We start from the raw sequence: 17,447 nt of genomic DNA, 5'->3' as shown, positions 1-17,447 counted from the left end.
AATAAAATTAGAGAGAATGGAGCTATAAAGTAGTCCATTCTCTCTATTTATGGTGGAACTATAAGTAGGTTCTATTTTAATATAGCCTTTACTCTACTATTGTTATATTCTGATTTACTAAATTTATTAGTAAGAATTTCAGCATATTTTTTTGACTTTTCTTTATCTATTCCCTCATTATTTATTGCTAGAGAGTAAAGACATTGTTCTATATATGAACCATTCTTTTCATACTTGTCTACATATATCTCATAATACTTATTTGCATTTTCTATATCTTCTAAACCTTCATAGGAACTGGCCATCATAAATAGTATATGTTCATTTAGATACATACCCTCACTATATTTATAAACTAAGGTGAAGTTCTTTATTGCATTATCATACTTCTTATCTGCAATATAACTAACTCCCTTTTCATATAATGACAATACTCCTTTTTCCTTTATTAAAGTTACTGCATTTTGAACTATGTTCCTATCATTTATACTTAAACCTTCTATATCATATTTTTCTATGTATTTAATAATGTTTTCATAGTCTTTCGCCTTTACGTAGGATTTTAATGTACTTACATTAAAACTTTCATTTTCAATATTAGAACTCTCATTTTTTTCTATTTCTTTTTTAGTTTCATCACTTTCTGATTCCTTATGAGAATTCCCCTCTATTTTTTCACTATTTCCTTGGAAATTGTCTAAATTTGTTTTATCCTTATTAATTGCTTCATTCTTTTTTTCTTGTTTGATTTGTAACCATTGATGAGTTTTGTTGTATCCTTTAAATATTCCAATGCCTATTAATAATACAATACACACTGCAACTATACTTATTCCTAATAACACCATAAACTTCTTAAATTTTACCCTAGTCTCTTTGGGTATAAAATTTAATTCTATTAACTGCTTTTTTAAGCTTAAAGCTTCTGGATTATGTTTATCAATAGTTAAAATATCTTCTATATATTTAACAGCTTTATTATGCTGCCCTAATTGCATATGGCACTTAGCTATGTATTTCCAAAGATTTATACTGTTAAAATGGGAACTTTCACACTTTAGAAAACACCTTAAAGCATCTTTTACCTTAAATTCATTAAATAGATGTACACCTTGACTAAATATGTATATATCCCCTTCGTCATGTCTAGAATCATCTAAATACTTTTTAGATACCATATCTCCATTTAATTTATAGCTTAGCTTCCAAAGAGTCTTTGCTTCTTCTAATTGTCCACGAATATAATATATTAGTCCCTTTAAATTCAATGTAGGAGAATGACTTCTATCTTTGTTTAATACCTTATCACAATAATTTAATGCTTTATCTAATCTTCCATCACAATAAAAATCCATTGCCTTTTTATAAGTCTTATTTATATTAACCATCACTTCACCACTTATATTTTATTTTATAACTTATTATAAATTTTATAGTACCTATTACTATATATCTTTTTACAACTAATTTTATCATGTTACTAGTTTTGTTATCAACAACTATGTATAAGAAAAAATGTATTGCAACCTTTAGTTGCAATACACTATCTTATTCTACTTCTATTACATCTCCAAGAATATAATTATCAAAAGTTTTAGATTTATCTTCTTTATCATTCATCATGTCATCTAAATAAAGAACATATTTTAATATTAAGCTATCATCTTTTCTTGTTATAGATACAAATCGCTCTTTATCCTTAGCCGTAGCTATAAGCATTTGTTCACCTGTGGTTACATCTAAGATTATAATACGTTCACCATTAACTAATGTTCCATATCCTAAACCATGAACTATCATAAGATGAGTGTCATCATACCAACTTATTGATAGTGGTGATTGCTGACTTTCTTTCTCTGTTGCAGTATACTCATACATCTTATTTGTGGATGTATCTTTTACATAAAGTATACCTATCCCCTCTTCTATAGCCTTCTCTCCTTTACCTTCTATACTAGCTTCATATTTACCGTCTTCTGTAGCTATAAATGGTGTATTAAAAGTTAACTCCTTAGACATAGTCACTTCCGCTTTACTATATAAGTCAACAATATTCACATTTGCTGATCTCTTTATATCATCACTAGTCTTTTCTTCATTTGATGATGTATCTGGAACACTTTCTATAGGTTCGTTACTGTTGTTTTCTTCTGCCATTTCAGATTTAACTATATTTTCTTGCTTAGTAGAACTCTCTTCCTTTCCTGATGAGGCTGCTGAAAATATTTCTTTACCATCCATTAATTTCATAGCTACAGGAGTAACTATAACCCCTAATAAAAATGCAGCTGCAATAGCAAATGCTCCTTTGTATTTTCTTTTCATTCCTCTTCTCCCCCTTGTATATTTATTTTTATCTATACTCTCCATTATTTTTTCTGTAGAGTTTTTAAAGTTAATATTTTCATAAGAAAAGGCTTCTTTAAAAGTTTTATATTCTAAAACTTCTTTGTCATAATCCTCTTTACAACTTTGGCAGGTTAAAAGGTGACTCCTCATTTCTTCATCTGCTTCAGCTGACAAATTTCCTTCAATATATTCTGTTAACTTATCTTTGAACTGACTACATTTCATTGTGACTCCTCCTAACCTTACTTGCAAAAGACTTTGAATCCATCTCTTACTTTATAGTATCTCCTTTTCACAGTAGTTTCTGTAATATCTAGAATTTCACCTATATCTCTAAAAGTTAAACTCTGAGAATACCTTAAATTTAATATTTGCTTATCAACTTCATCTAGAGTTTTTATATATTTATTTACATTTTCTTTTACTTCTAAATATTCTAAAGATTCTTCCGGTCCCATTTCAGAAGATGATATATTATAGGCTTCATCAATATCACTTTCATAAACCTTTCTATATTTTCTCATATAATCTATGGTTTTATTTTTTGCAATCTGCAAAATCCAATTTATAAAACTATACTTATTATTATACATATCTAATTTATTATATACAGTTATAAATACCTCTTGAGTAATATCCTCACTTGCTTCCTTCTGTTTTATCATTCCATAAATAAATCTAAGTATATTAAGCTGATATTTCTCAACTATAACTTGAAAACTCTCTACGTCTCCCTTTAATACATTGCTTACAAGAATGGCATCTTCTACAGGAGCTCTTCCTTGCGATTCTTTCATCTTCTTCCCTCTCTTTATATAAATAATACGATATTAATTTAATAAAGTTTACTTTATTAATTAATTGACTAAAAATTTTATTATAATATTAGGACAGACAAATTAATATAATAAATAACATACTTATTATTATAATTCCTGCTATTAATGTGGTATTATAGGCATACTTGCCTCCATTATATTCTCTTTTTCATACATTCTTAAAAGGATCTTTTAACTTAGACATTGAAAAACCTCCTAAGTAAATAATTTACTCTCTCCTTATATGTTATCATAGTAGGACTGTAAATAAAATCTTTATTCCCCATTTAATTTAACACAAAAAAATAACGCCTATCTAAGAATAAAATATCTTAGACAGGTGTTATTTTATTTATAATGTTTTTCTAACTACATCTATAACAGTTCCATCCCTATATTCTACAACTGCAACTATATCCTTAGATAATTCTATTGCTTTAGGAGTACCTGTTATTTTTTCAGCTATTTCCTTTAATTCCTCTATAGTTACCACATTAAGGTTTGCTTCTTCTAATTTTTCAATTAAATCCACCCTCTTAGGGTTAACAGATATTCCTCTTTCAGTTACTATTACATCAATAGTTTCACCTGGAGTAGTTATAGTAGTCAACTTATCCTTTATTATTGGTAATCTTGCCTTAGTTAGTTTTGTTACTATTATAGTAAGTTTAGAGCCTGCTGCAGTGTCTGCATGACCACCAGACCCCCCCATTATAGTTCCATCTGAAGCAGTAGTAACATTCACATTAAAGTTTGTATCTATTTCTGTTGCTCCAAGTATTACTATATCTAAATTATTTACTACAGCTCCTTTGTTATGAGCATTTCCATACATAGAAGCTGACATAGTTATATGTTTTTCATTTTTAGCACAGGACTCTACTGCCTTTAAATCAAAACATTGTACATCTAGTAAACTTTGGAATAATCCTTCTTCAAACATATCTACAATATAACCAGTTATTCCACCAGATGCAAAGCTACCTTTGATTTCATTCTTCTTCATATATTCTCTAAGCTCTGCAGCTACAGCTAGGGATATCCCGCCAGCTCCTGTTTGAAATGACATACCTTCTTTAACTAGCCCTGAAGCTATCATAGTATCTAAAGCATTCTTTGCAATTTTAAGGCCAATAGGATCCTTGGTAATTTGTGTAGTTCCTGATACTATTCCTGCTGGATTTCCTATGGAATCTACCTTAACTACATAATCTACATAAACTTGGTTTATTTCCATTGGGAAGTTTGGATATGGCACTAAGTTGTCTGTAATAGCTATTACAGTGTCTGCATATTCTGCATCAGAAACTGCATATCCTAAAGCGCCACAAGCAGATTTGCCAGTAAGTCCATTTATATTACCATACATATCACTAGAAGGTGCTGCTAAAAAGGCTATATCGATATGTAAATCTCCACTTTCAATAGCTCTTGATCTTCCACCATGGGTATGCATTATAGCTGGATATTTTAATTTACCCTGTGATATAGCATCTGCTACAGGTCCTGATATATAATTTGCATATATTTTAGATACAGTACCATCTTCAATATAAGCAACTAGCGGCTTATGAGTTGGAAATATAGAACTTGCTGCCACAGTTAAATTCTTTATTCCTCTTTTTGCCATGGATTCTACAACCATGTTAAGAATATAATCCCCATTTCTTAAGTGATGGTGAAAAGATATACACATTCCATCCCTAATTTCCACTTTATCTAAAACTTCTTCTAACGAATTTACTAACTTTGCATCTCCAGGAACTACAGGTTTAATCTTTGCTGACACCTTTTTTAAAGGATTCATATTATTAAAAGCACCTTCAAAAATCTTTACATCTCCGTATCCATCTATATACTCCGGAATTTCTCTTCCTAATACATTCTTCATATTATTATCACCTCAATCCCCTCATTAAATAAGGCCTAGTTTTTTACTTAATTCCACAGTGGTTTTTGCTCTATTTATAACTGGTGCATCTACCATTTTACCATCTAGAGAAAATACTCCCTTACCTTCTCTTTCAGCTTCTTCCATAGCATCTAATACCCTTTGAGCATGGATTATCTCCGCTTTAGTTGGAGCATATACTTGGTGTATCGTATCAATTTGTCTTGGATTAATTGATGCTTTGCCAGTCATTCCAAGGGATTTTGCAAGTAGAGTATCCTTTTCTAATCCTTCAAAGTCATTAGTATCTGTAAATGGAGTATCAATAGCCCCTACTCTCATAGCCTTGCAAGCTACAGCTACCCTGTTTCTAGCATAAAATATCTCACTGCCTTCTTTAGTTCTCTTAATTCCCATATCAGAAGTTAAATCTTCTCCACCTAAAAGAACTGCTACTATTCTGTCTGATGATTTTATAATTGTATATACATTTTCAACACCATAAGCACTTTCCACTATTGGTATTAACTTTATAGCTTTGTCTTCAAAGCCTTCTTCTTTTTCTATTTTTTCAAGTCTACTACTAATCTCTATAAGTTCATCTTCCGTTGCCTTTGGAACCATTAGTGCATCTGGCTTAACTCTTCCAATAACTTCTATATCCTCACTTGAAAATTCTGTAGTAAGTGGATTTATTCTAACTACCACCTCTACTCCACTATAATCAACATTTTTAATTGCTTCTCTAACAAGAATTCTAGCACTATCTTTTTCTGTAAGACTTACTGCGTCCTCTAAATCAAGAATTATAGAATCTGAACCTAAGATTGCAGCATCTTGTAACATTCCTGGATTATTTCCAGGCATAAAAAGCATAGTTCTTCTTAATTTCATATTTATACCCCCTACTGCGCTCTTTTTACTGCAGTTTCAATTCTAGCTCTTATTGTATAATCAAGAGCCCCTTTATCTTGAGCTTTAACAATGGCATTTTTTACTTGTAAAGTATCTAAAGTTTCTCTAATAGCTCTTTCTATTTCTGCTCCAAATTGTTTCATAACCATACTCTCAAGTTCTATAGCTATTCCGCCCTCTTCGTTAGGCATGATTATAACGTATATATCATTGGATTCTAGGGTTCCAGCCTTTGATATTTTATTAATTTCCATCTAAATCACCTCTACCTATAAAACTTATTTTTTACTACTTAAGTAAGCTTCTCTACCTACTTCATATAAATTATTTCCTTCTGAATCTATTACTACAACTATAGGTAAATCCTCTACTTCAAGTCTTCTTATAGCTTCAGCTCCTAAATCTTCATAAGTCACTATTTCTGCTTTCTTTACGCATTTACCAATAAGGGCTGCAGCTCCACCTATAGCTCCAAAGTATACAGCTTTATTCTTTTTCATAGATTCTATTACTTCAGCATTTCTTAATCCTTTACCAATCATTCCTCTTAAACCATGGTCTAAAAGTGCTGGTGTATATGCATCCATTCTATAACTAGTAGTTGGTCCTGCTGAACCTATGGCCATTCCTTCCTTTGCTGGAGTTGGCCCTACATAATATATAACAGCATCCTTTACATCTATAGGAAGTTCTTCTCCTTTTTCTAAAAGTTCTGCAAGCCTCTTATGAGCAGCATCCCTACCTGTGTATATAACTCCACTTAATAAAACACTGTCTCCAGCTTTTAAATCTTTTACCTTTTCTTCTGTTAGTGGTGTAGTTATTCTCTTTTCCATAAACCTTACCCCCTAATTATAGCTCTATTTCTGCATGTCTTGTAGCATGACAATTAATATTTACAGCTACTGGAAGGCCTGCAATATGAGTTGGATATGTTTCTATATTTACAGCTAATGCTGTTGTTTTCCCGCCAAATCCTTGAGGCCCTATACCTAGCTCATTTATCATAGTTACTAGTTCCTCTTCTAACTCTGCGTAGAATGGATTTTCATTTCTTACATCTATGGATCTAATAAGTGCTTTTTTAGCAATTGTTGCAGCCTTATCAAAGGTTCCTCCAATTCCTACTCCAACAATAATTGGTGGACATGGATTTGGACCTGCTTCCTTAACTACTTTTATTATAAAATCTTTAACACCTTGAAGCCCATCAGAAGGTTTTAACATTTTTATTTGACTCATATTTTCAGAACCAAATCCTTTAGGTGCTACAGTGATTTTTAACTTATCTCCTGGAACTATATTATAGTAGATCATAGCTGGAGTATTATCCTTTGTATTTACTCTATCTAAAGGATCCTTAACTACAGATTTTCTTAGGTAGCCATCCTTATATCCTTGTCTAACACCTTCATTTATTGCATCTTCTAGGGCTCCTCCAACTACCTGAACCTCTTGACCTATTTCTATAAATACACACGCCACACCAGTATCTTGACACATAGGCATATCTTCATTTTTAGCTATATTAGCATTGATTAATATTTTATTTAATATTCCCTTTGCAATATCCCAATCTTCTTCCTCATGAGATTTTATAAGTCTGTTTTTAATATCACTACCTAGATAGTAATTTGCATCTATACATAATTTTCTTATAGCTTCTGTTATCTGTGAAACTTTAATTTCTCTCATATATAATCCTCCTAAACTCATTGATTAAATATATTATTTCAATATTAATTCACTAATACAGTTTAATTTAAATCCCATGAATAATATATCTCATTTTTATAATTATTATAAGTAAAAAGGCAGTTTTTAATTAAACCGCCTTTTTACTATATACCTAATGTATTATTTATTTCTTCTATTTACTAAGGCAACAACCCTATTCATTTCATTATTCACTATCATGTAACCTTCATCAACACCCATACCTGGCTTAGCTAAGCATTGGTCTGCTCCACAAGCCATAGCAATGTTAGTGCAAACTTCTGCTGATCTATTTGTTTCGTTACATGTTCCTCCACAGTAAGCTCCGACCTTTTTCTTCTTACAATACAATATAGCTTCTATTGTATTATTTACTCCTCCAAGATCTGGAGTTTTTATTTGAAGCATATGTCCTGAGTTGTTATCTGCAAAGAATGCTACGTCTTCATAAGTATTACACCATTCATCTGCAACTAATTCTACATTGATATTTCTATTATCAAGTTCATCTGTTAACTCTTTTAATGCTTCCATTTGTCTTTCTCTATGCTCTACATCCATTGGTCCTTCTATTCTTAATTTAAATGGTTTAGCAGCCTCTTCTAATGTTGCTATGTAGTCTGCCATTGCTTTTGTATCACAATCAAATGCAACTCCTATAGTTCCATAAACATCTATATGGAATATTGGGTTATAGTCTTCACTAGTTCTTAATTTTAAAACTCTATCACTTAACCATTTAACATATTCAAGAAGTTTTTCGCCCTTTAAGCCTAATTTCTCTTCTACATTGTTTATTAAAGCATGAGGTAAAACATCTGCTCCCTTTATAATCATCTTATCAGCGTTGTTGTATCTGTCATCTCCTGATTGAGTAAATATAGGAATTCTATTAATTTCTACTCCAGTATTATATTCATCTCTTACAACTTCAGCCATAGTAACTTTTTTAGCTTTTGCTACACCATCAAGGATAGCTTGAGTTACTCCATATCTTATAGCTGTATGAAGTCTTTTTCCATTTACTAACATTTTATCAAACTCTTCAGCTAAACATTTAAAATTAGTTAATTCTCTGCCTATAAGTTTTGGTGCTATTTCCTTTTCTATAACTGGTATGAAATCTTTAGCTAAGAATAATGGATCACGTCCACCTGCTCCTGAATATTGAACAGCTGCACAATCACCGTGTGCTACTTGACCATCTTCAAGTATTAACATTACAGATATAGATTCTCCCGCTTGTCTTATAGATGTAAATCCTTCAGTTACTGGCTCTCCAATATAAGTAAATCCATCATGACCAGCTCCAGCTTTTATTGCTCTTTGGTCATCAAAATAAAATCCAGTTCTTCCTGCAGAACATACTACATCAACAATTTTCATTTAAATACACCTTGCTTTCTATAATTTAAGAATTTTATATTAGTTTATTGTTAGCTTATAAATTATAAATGTTATTTTTCTGGTCTTCCAACAAGCTTTCCTTTTCCTACAGCAAATATATCATCTATTGTCATTTGGAATCCAACTGGACGATTTTCGTATTTTCCTCTTTCGTCTAGCTTCTTCATATTGAAAGCTTTAAGCTCTGCTGTAAATGGAACATTTCCAAATTTAAGATATCTTACTGCTCCATTATTATCTCTTGCAGGCATCATTTTACCAGCGTTATATTTACTTGGTGCAAATGGAATATCTATAACTCCCATATCAAAGCCTTTAACAGCACCTTTCGCTAAGTCACCATTTCCTACTTCGTATAACTTATCTACCATGCATCTTGTTTCAGCTTTAATTATAGCAATTTCAGTTCTAAGTTCATCAGATAAGTGCATTTGTTGACCTTTTAATAAGTTTAAAGTCATTTTAGTTGCTCTTATACCTTGAGCATTTGCTTCTTTAGTTGGTATGCCTATAGCTTCATGTGGAGTTTTAACTATAACTTTTGTAGCTCCTGCTAATGCTGCAGCTGCTGCTCCAGTAGATATAACACCAAAAGCCTTAGCTTCATCAGCTGGGAAGCCTCCCATCCATTGATGGAATACTGTTGTTAGGTAAACATCACCATAACCATAAGCTCTTAAGTAATCGCTACATTGCTCTTCAAGCGCTCTAATTGCTGCTACGTCTTGTATTAAGTTACCACACTGACCATATCCAACTGTAATATTCTTAACACCTTGTTCTGCTGCAAGTAGTGCTTCTACTATTGCAACTGCATTAGATGTACTTGGTGGTACTAAAGTTCCTGTTAATGGACCAAATGGCTCTCTATTAATAGATATACCTTGCTCTTCATAGAAACCTACTAATCTATCACAATATTGCCAATCAAGAATAGTTTTTTCTAGAGTAACACTTTTAGCATATGGTATATTATATGATATACCGCCACCTTCATTTGATGTCCAACCTGATGCATGAGTAATTTCTGCAAGTAATCTACCATCTGGAGTACCGTGTCTTGATTCTAATGGTAAGTTAACAGATTCAAATACTTGTCTACATCCTTTAACCCCGTGGTTAACCCCTGGAAATCCATTTAAAAGTGATCTTCTAGCTTTTATACTTTCTTGTATCCCAACTTCACATTCTTCATATCTATTTTGTCTTGTGTAACTATCTATTGTTGATGGTAGAAGATCCGCTCCACCTTCTTTGTCTAAGTAGTTTAGTAATTCTATGTGGCTATCTAATAAAGCTACACCGGCCCTAGGTTGAGCTAATGTTATGCCCGCTTCCTTTGCTTCCATTAATTTTTTAGCAAAGTTCTTGTGTGCTGGAATTTTTTTGTTGTAGTCTATAGCCTCCTGTAAATCTACTTCTTTACCTGTTGGCCATTGTGCTAAAACCTCTTCTCTTGTCTTAAAAAACTCTTCCTCGGTCCACTTTTTGTTTTTTAGTTCCACTTTAATTTACCTCCTAGTAATTTACACTTCCACTAAATATTTTTTCATTATTCTTATTGCTTTGTCAGGATAATCCTGAGCTAACAGACCCATTGATGATAATATATAAGTTTTATCTACTAAAGTTTTTGGATTTCTAGGTCTTAAAGAAGTAGCATTTTCTTTATTAAAGGTTCCTGATTTCAATATTTCACCTGGATGTTTACTATGAACTAAAACGCCACCTGTACCAATCATATATTTTACATCCATAAGATCTTTTCCTAATTGATTATATACAGCTCCCATTGGAGTATATATGCATTCAACAGTGCCGCAGTGTCTTTCCATAGAAAGTTCTGTAGCTGCCTTTGCCATAGCTTCATCAAATTTTATATCTTCATCTGTTTCAGGTACCATTTTAATATTGCTATTCCTATATTTACATCTTTCTTCAATTTGTACTTTTCTATCTTTATCATTTAAATATGCTCTAAGCTTTCTACTACCTGCAGCTTCCCAAAGAGACACAGCTGAATATCTCATACCTAAGTCACCTTCTACAGTTCTTTTTGCAAAAGGTTCCTCTAACCCCTTCATATTTACTCCACCCTTTGTTGGCTCTCCATATCCTATAGAGTGTACATCAGTAGTAGCTCCTCCTATATCAACAATGATTAAGTCTCCAATACCTTCTTCTTCATCAGTACCTTCTCCTAACACTCTAGCTGCTTTAAGTACAGCTGCTGGTGTAGGCATTAGTATACCATTTATATAATTTTCTGCGTTGGATAGTCCTTTTGCATCAGTTATCCTATCCATAAATACTTTTCTTATTTCTTCTCTTGCTGGTTCCACATTTAAAGCATTTAATTGAGGCATAACATTTTCTGTTATGCTGAAATAGAACCCAGCTTTTTGAAATATTTCTTTTATCTCATCATTAGCACTTTTATTTCCAGCAACAACTATAGGAAGATTGACATCTAAATCTACTAGCATATTTGCGTTATGTAGAATACATTGTTTATTTCCTCCATTAGTACCACCGGCTAAAAGAATTATATCTACATCAGAATTTTTTATCTCTAATACTTCGTCCTTAGTTAATTCATAACTATATACTTTTATAACTCGAGCTCCTGCTCCTAAAGCAGCTCTCTTAGCAGCTTCTGCTGTAAGATCTGGCACAAGCCCAATTGCAACCATCTTTAAGCCTCCAGCTGCAGATGAACAAGCAAGTTTTTCAACAAAATTTACTTCTTTACCTTCTAGCTTATTCATTAGCTTATCATAAGCTTTATTAAATCCTATCATTATATCATCTTCGATAGTTGTTATGTCCTTTGCTGTAGCTAATATTTCTTCATTATCTATATCTACTGCAGTCAATTTGGTATAAGTACTACCAAAGTCTAAAAGTAAATATGCATTCATTTAAATCACTCCAGCTCTCTATTAAAACTCCAAGTAAAATCTACTTTAGTTAGTTAGTTTATGTGCTTCTGTCTATTCTATTCCTAAATCTTCTTTTAAGTCATGTATAGTAGTGTCTATACTTGTTCCTGGTGGATAAACTCTATTAAAGCCCATTGCTTTAAATCTTGAATAAACATCATCCCAATCTTGTTTACCTACAACTATGTTACCACCAACATAGATAAGGATATCTTTTAATCCTGATTCATCACACTTTTCTCTTAAGCCTCTACAGTCAATCTCTCCATGTCCATAAAGAGAAGAAACAATTATTGCATCAGCATTTGTTTCCACTGCAGCATTTATAAAGTCTTCTTGTGGTGATAGCACCCCAATATTGATGACTTCAAACCCTGCTTCTGTTAATGCATAATCCATGATTTTGTTACCTACAGCATGACAATCTGCTCCAATAACACCAAGAACTAATGTCTTCTTTTCCATTTTTAATTCCTCCTGAATTAATTTTTTTGATACTTTAATTCTACAATTTTTGACTTAAGTGCCTTCACTGATGTAGGGTCTAAGTTATAAGAAAATTCTATAAGCTCTTTATTTTCATGATTGAGCTTACAAACATCCTTATATCTACCTGGAGTTACTATTAGTACCTCCGATTTATCAATTATGTGTTTTAATTTAGCTTCTTCAGTTATACTAAAATACTCAACTGATAAATCTGAAAGACCTGCATTATCAAGTGCCGACTTAATTTTAAATATAAACTCTTCAGATAAACAAATAAAAGTAAACTTTGTTCCTGAAGGATGTCTAGCGATTCTTACAATGGATTCTAGATTAGGGTTTACTGCTACTCCTAGTATTTCCTTGTTCATGCCTTTTAAAAATCCATCTACATCATTTACATGGTTAAATGGTGATATAATTACTTCACAAGTCGAAAGCTTGTCCTTTGTGTCGTCACTCATTTTTTCTAAGTCTGTTAAAGTAAATGGTATCGTATTCATACTTGTTATTGATGTTATTTCTTTACTAAACATTCTCGCTTGCTCAATATTACATTCTACAAATGCTGAAGTAACTTTATTCATAACATCCTTTTTCTCACTAACCCTATTTGTTACTATGTCCAAAAAATCATCTGGATCTATACCGCATTCTAAAGCTTCTTCTAGAGCTAAATCCACAAATTTATTAATTTTCCTTCTACTATCATAACTTTGCCATGATACTACTTCTTCTGCTACGAAAGTTCCTTTTCCTCGAATAGATTTTAATACGCCCTTAGCTTCTAGTTCATTATAGGCAGCACTAATGGTATTTCTACTAACTACTAACTCTTGAGACAATTCTCTTTCTGTAGGCATCTTACTTCCAACTCTCAAAGTTCCATCTTTTATAAGATGCATTATTTGTTTTTTTACTTGGATATAGAGAGGTATCCCATTTTTTTTATCAATTGTAATGTTCAAAATCTCATCTCCTGACCCTTTGGACCAATGGCTTAATCCAATCCTTAATCCAATCCTTAATCATAATATCATATGGACTAATCATTTGCAATTTCACATTGTTGTATATTCTATAAAGAGCCCACCTTTTATAGAAAAAGTAGGCTCTTATCTTTAATTTGCTCCTTCTTTCAAGTAAATGCTTATAGATTCAGCTAACACATCTGCAATTTTTTTTTGATATTCTTCATCCTTTAACTTTTCATATTCTTCAGGATTACTTAGAAATCCGCACTCTACAATAACTCCTGCCATATTATCATTTCCTCTCAGTACTTTATATTGAGTGCCTGCAGCCTTTGCTTTTCTCTTATTGGACTGGTCCAATTTATCTTTTAATGTACCTTGCATGATATTTGCTAACCTTTCGCTTCCTTCATAATTTGAGTACCATACTTGAGCACCCTTACAATATGATTCTGGAAATGTATTTAGATGTATACTAACAAATATGTCACACTTTGTTTCTTCCTTCAAACTTACTCTTTTATTTAAGTCCTCATATTTTTTCTCTTTTACTGATTTTCCTTCAGTATAAAGTCCTATATCCTCTGTTCTTGTAAATTCAACCTTATATCCTTGACTTTTTAAATTTGCCCCTAATAGAAGTCCAATGTTTAGGTTTATATCCTTTTCTGTAGTTCCATCTTTAGATGAAGCACCTCCATCTATTCCTCCGTGTCCTGGATCAATTAGTATTATTTTATTTTTTTCTTGTTCTGATTCAGCATTTTTATAAGTTGTAACCACATTGTTTACATTAATTACAGACATGCATATGAATCCTAAAATAATTACTGTAAGTATTGATATTAATTTAGTATTCTTAATGGTTCCTCCCACCTTTTTTTATTACTCTGTAATTATACTTATTCGTAAATTCATACTATTATTCTTTTACCTATATAATAAAAACCTTTTGGATTCACATTATCCAAAAGGTTTTTAACATAAAAGCTATAAAAAACTATTAATTTTAATTTTCATATATTATTTCAGCTATATTTACTGAATGATCCCCTATTCTCTCTAAATTGCTTATTAAATCTAAGAAAATTGTTCCCACTACAGCATTACATACACCAGTGTTTAATCTCTTTATGTGTGACGCCCTTAGTTCTTTTTCTAACGAGTCTATTCTTTCTTCTATTCCTCTTATACCCGCTGCTTTTTCTCTATTATAACTTTTAAAACATTCTATACTCATTTCTACTGCGCTTACAGTATAGTCAAACATACCTTTTATTTCATTCATAGCATCTGTAGAAAAATTTAATCTTTTAGTGATTCTCTCACTAGCAAGATCTGCAATATTCTCTGCATGATCTCCTATACGCTCAATATCATTTACCACATGGAAATATGCAGCTAGTTCTGCTCTCTGTTCGTCACCTAAATCTGAGTTAGATAACTTAACTAGATATCTTGTTATATCATGTTCTAGTAGATTAATTATCTTTTCATTATTATATGCTACCTTTATTAGCTCTTCATCGCCTTGTAAAAAAGAATTCATAGCTACTTTTAAATTTTCCTTTGCCTTCTCACCCATTCTTACTATTTCATTAGTTGTTTGACCAAAAGCTATTGCTGGAGTCTCTAGCAATCTTTCGTCTATATATTTTACACCTGGTACATCTTTTTCATCTTCACCAGGAATTATCTTATTAACAAATGCAACAAGATATTTAATTAAAGGAAGTAATAGTAATGTATTTACCACGTTAAATATAGTGTGAGCATTTGCTATTTGTCTTGGTATAGCTTCTACTCCTGAATTAGGACTTATTGCCAAAACTATATTTGCTAAGAATGAAACTGGTATAATTAAGAATATAACAGCTCCTATAAGGTTAAATAACAAGTGAATTACCGCTGCTTTTTTTGCCGTTATTGAAGTTCCTATGCTAGATATTAATGCTGTTACACATGTACCAATGTTATTACCTAATAATATTGGTATTGCTACTGTTAATGGTAAGCTTCCTGTAGATGCTAATGCTACCAGTATACCAGTAGAAGCTGATGAACTTTGAAGAACAGCTGTCATCATCATTCCTATTAAAAGCCCTAATATAGTATGTCCTTCTAATTTTAGTATTAAATTTGTAAAGAATACTGAGTCCTTAAGCGGTGACATTGCACTTGACATAAGTTTTAACCCTAAAAATAATATACCAAATCCAAGAATAATTTGACCCACTTCTTTTACTTTTCTTTTGTTGCAAAAAAGTATCATAACTGCACCAATAGCTAAAAATACAGGTGCAAAAGCATCAAATTTAAATGTTATTAATTGGGCTGTTATTGTAGTACCAATATTAGCTCCCATTATAACAGATGTTGCTTGATATAAATTCATAAGTCCTGCATTAACAAATCCAACAACCATTACTGTAGTAGCACTACTACTTTGAATAATAGCAGTGACAATGGTACCTGTTAGCACACCCTTCACCGGATTAGATGTTATCCTGTCAAAAATACCCTTCAGTTTATCTCCTGCTGCATTTTCAAGACCATCCCCCATAAGCTTCATCCCATATAGAAAAAGTCCTAATCCTCCTAAAAGGTTAATAATCAAAAATATGATATTATACATCAATTTACCTCCTACAATAAATCTCATTCAACAATATGTACTTTTTCTTTGTCCATTAAAATTCCATACTAATAATACACTATAATCAAAAACATGTTAATACTTATTTACATATTTAACATGAATTTAACATAGCTTTTTATAAATATATTAAGTAACGTTATAATTTAAACTTCACTAATAATTATATATAAAATGAGTTTACCTAAAAAATTTACACAAAATAAAAATAAGGAGTATATATGTAAATATATACTCCTTATTTTTATATAACATACAGTTGTATGTACAAATACTATCTTTTTGAGAATTGAGAAGCTCTTCTTGCTTTTTTAAGACCGTATTTCTTTCTTTCTTTCATTCTTGGGTCTCTTGTTAAGAATCCAGCTTTCTTAAGTTCTGGTCTTAAGCTCTCATCAGCTTTTAATAAAGCTCTTGATATTCCGTGTCTGATAGCTCCAGCTTGACCTGTGTATCCACCACCATGTACATTAACTAAAACGTCAAATTTGTCTTTAGTTCCTGTTAATACTAATGGTTGGTTAACTATGAATTTTAATGTATCTAATCCAAAGTAGTTATCCATATCTCTTTTATTTATTACAACTTTACCTTCACCAGGTACAAGTCTTACTCTAGCAACTGATTTCTTTCTTCTACCTGTTCCAAAATGTTGAACTTTTGCCATTATTTATTCCTCCTTACAATACTATATTAGTATTTTAATTCTAATACTTCTGGTTTTTGAGCATGATTTTTGTGCTCTGGTCCTCTGTAAACTGTTAGCTTCTTAGCCATTTGTCTTCCAAGAACTCCTTTTGGAAGCATTCTTCTTACAGCTTCTTCAAATACGAATTCTGGTTTCTTAGCTAATGCTTCTCTGTAAGGGATCTCTTTTAATCCGCCTGGGTATAATGAGTGATGTCTTAACATTTTTTGATCTAATTTCTTTCCTGTTAAAACAATTTTCTCTGCATTTACAACTATTACGTGATCTCCAGTATCTACATTTGGAGTAAATTCTGGTTTATTTTTACCTCTTAATATAGAAGCTATTTGACTTGCAGCTCTACCTAAAGTCATTCCTTCAACGTCTACTACATACCATTTTCTTTGTATTTCACTTGGTTTAGCTAAGTATGATTTCATCTTACTACCTCCCTGATTTTTAACAATTATAATTCTATGGATAAAGATCCGGGGCTAATGGATCTTACACACAAATATTTATTATACGAACAAAATTCATTATAATACAATTTCCCGGGTGTGTCAATGATTTTTACTATTATTCAGAGCTTTAGCATGAAAATT

Annotated in this window: 17 protein-coding genes; all 17 read right to left on the bottom strand. The window is 31.7% G+C overall.

From position 1 onward, the window contains the following. Nucleotides 1-71: 71 nt before the first annotated feature. The gene (locus B3J31_RS12510; protein ID WP_346874025.1) at nucleotides 72-1,388 is read right to left on the bottom strand and encodes a tetratricopeptide repeat protein; all 1,317 of its coding nucleotides are present in this window, start codon (nucleotides 1,386-1,388) and stop codon (nucleotides 72-74) included. A gap of 160 nt (nucleotides 1,389-1,548) precedes the next feature. Continuing rightward, nucleotides 1,549-2,574 (bottom strand): DUF4652 domain-containing protein, encoded by a 1,026-nt coding sequence (locus B3J31_RS12505; protein WP_346874024.1) that lies wholly within the window; start codon nucleotides 2,572-2,574, stop codon nucleotides 1,549-1,551. 17 nt (nucleotides 2,575-2,591) lie between these two features. Then, entirely contained in the window at nucleotides 2,592-3,146 is a 555-nt protein-coding gene (locus B3J31_RS12500; RefSeq protein WP_150845898.1) for a sigma-70 family RNA polymerase sigma factor, read from the bottom strand. A gap of 373 nt (nucleotides 3,147-3,519) precedes the next feature. Continuing rightward, nucleotides 3,520-5,058: a citrate lyase subunit alpha gene (gene citF / locus B3J31_RS12495; protein ID WP_346874023.1), complete on the bottom strand. Its 1,539-nt coding sequence runs from the start codon at nucleotides 5,056-5,058 to the stop codon at nucleotides 3,520-3,522. 24 nt (nucleotides 5,059-5,082) lie between these two features. Then, nucleotides 5,083-5,952, bottom strand: a complete 870-nt coding sequence (locus B3J31_RS12490) for an aldolase/citrate lyase family protein (RefSeq protein WP_150845896.1) — start codon at nucleotides 5,950-5,952, stop codon at nucleotides 5,083-5,085. Nucleotides 5,953-5,963: 11 nt separating this feature from the next. Continuing rightward, nucleotides 5,964-6,227 (bottom strand): citrate lyase acyl carrier protein, encoded by a 264-nt coding sequence (gene citD / locus B3J31_RS12485; RefSeq protein ID WP_150845895.1) that lies wholly within the window; start codon nucleotides 6,225-6,227, stop codon nucleotides 5,964-5,966. A 24-nt stretch (nucleotides 6,228-6,251) separates the two neighbouring features. Beyond that, complete coding sequence (locus tag B3J31_RS12480) at nucleotides 6,252-6,809, bottom strand: Fe-S-containing hydro-lyase (protein WP_150845894.1); 558 nt, start codon at nucleotides 6,807-6,809, stop codon at nucleotides 6,252-6,254. 16 nt (nucleotides 6,810-6,825) lie between these two features. Next, nucleotides 6,826-7,668, bottom strand: a complete 843-nt coding sequence (locus B3J31_RS12475) for a fumarate hydratase (protein ID WP_346874022.1) — start codon at nucleotides 7,666-7,668, stop codon at nucleotides 6,826-6,828. 162 nt (nucleotides 7,669-7,830) lie between these two features. After that, a complete protein-coding gene (locus B3J31_RS12470) occupies nucleotides 7,831-9,075 on the bottom strand; it encodes a methylaspartate ammonia-lyase (RefSeq protein ID WP_035133370.1) in 1,245 nt (414 codons plus the stop codon). 71 nt (nucleotides 9,076-9,146) lie between these two features. Continuing rightward, nucleotides 9,147-10,601 carry a methylaspartate mutase subunit E gene (locus B3J31_RS12465; RefSeq protein WP_035133368.1) on the bottom strand — a complete coding sequence of 485 codons (1,455 nt, stop codon included), beginning with the start codon at nucleotides 10,599-10,601 and terminating at the stop codon, nucleotides 9,147-9,149. Nucleotides 10,602-10,622: 21 nt separating this feature from the next. Further along, a complete protein-coding gene (gene glmL, locus B3J31_RS12460) occupies nucleotides 10,623-12,017 on the bottom strand; it encodes a methylaspartate mutase accessory protein GlmL (RefSeq protein ID WP_346867652.1) in 1,395 nt (464 codons plus the stop codon). 72 nt (nucleotides 12,018-12,089) lie between these two features. Beyond that, nucleotides 12,090-12,503 (bottom strand): methylaspartate mutase subunit S, encoded by a 414-nt coding sequence (gene glmS / locus B3J31_RS12455; protein WP_150845891.1) that lies wholly within the window; start codon nucleotides 12,501-12,503, stop codon nucleotides 12,090-12,092. A gap of 17 nt (nucleotides 12,504-12,520) precedes the next feature. Next, nucleotides 12,521-13,492 (bottom strand): GntR family transcriptional regulator, encoded by a 972-nt coding sequence (locus tag B3J31_RS12450; protein WP_150845890.1) that lies wholly within the window; start codon nucleotides 13,490-13,492, stop codon nucleotides 12,521-12,523. Between the two features lie 153 nt (nucleotides 13,493-13,645). Further along, nucleotides 13,646-14,305, bottom strand: a complete 660-nt coding sequence (gene cwlD / locus B3J31_RS12445; RefSeq protein WP_150845889.1) for an N-acetylmuramoyl-L-alanine amidase CwlD — start codon at nucleotides 14,303-14,305, stop codon at nucleotides 13,646-13,648. 202 nt (nucleotides 14,306-14,507) lie between these two features. Continuing rightward, a complete protein-coding gene (locus tag B3J31_RS12440; RefSeq protein WP_150845888.1) occupies nucleotides 14,508-16,133 on the bottom strand; it encodes a Na/Pi symporter in 1,626 nt (541 codons plus the stop codon). Nucleotides 16,134-16,428: 295 nt separating this feature from the next. Then, nucleotides 16,429-16,821 carry a 30S ribosomal protein S9 gene (gene rpsI, locus B3J31_RS12435; protein ID WP_035133359.1) on the bottom strand — a complete coding sequence of 131 codons (393 nt, stop codon included), beginning with the start codon at nucleotides 16,819-16,821 and terminating at the stop codon, nucleotides 16,429-16,431. 26 nt (nucleotides 16,822-16,847) lie between these two features. Further along, the gene (gene rplM / locus B3J31_RS12430; RefSeq protein WP_035133357.1) at nucleotides 16,848-17,282 is read right to left on the bottom strand and encodes a 50S ribosomal protein L13; all 435 of its coding nucleotides are present in this window, start codon (nucleotides 17,280-17,282) and stop codon (nucleotides 16,848-16,850) included. Between the last annotated feature and the right edge of the window lie 165 nt (nucleotides 17,283-17,447).

Source organism: Clostridium sp. UBA5988, assembly GCF_002435615.1.
GTDB lineage: Bacteria > Bacillota > Clostridia > Clostridiales > Clostridiaceae > Clostridium_J > Clostridium_J sulfidigenes.
This window is presented reverse-complemented; position numbering and strand designations above follow the sequence as displayed.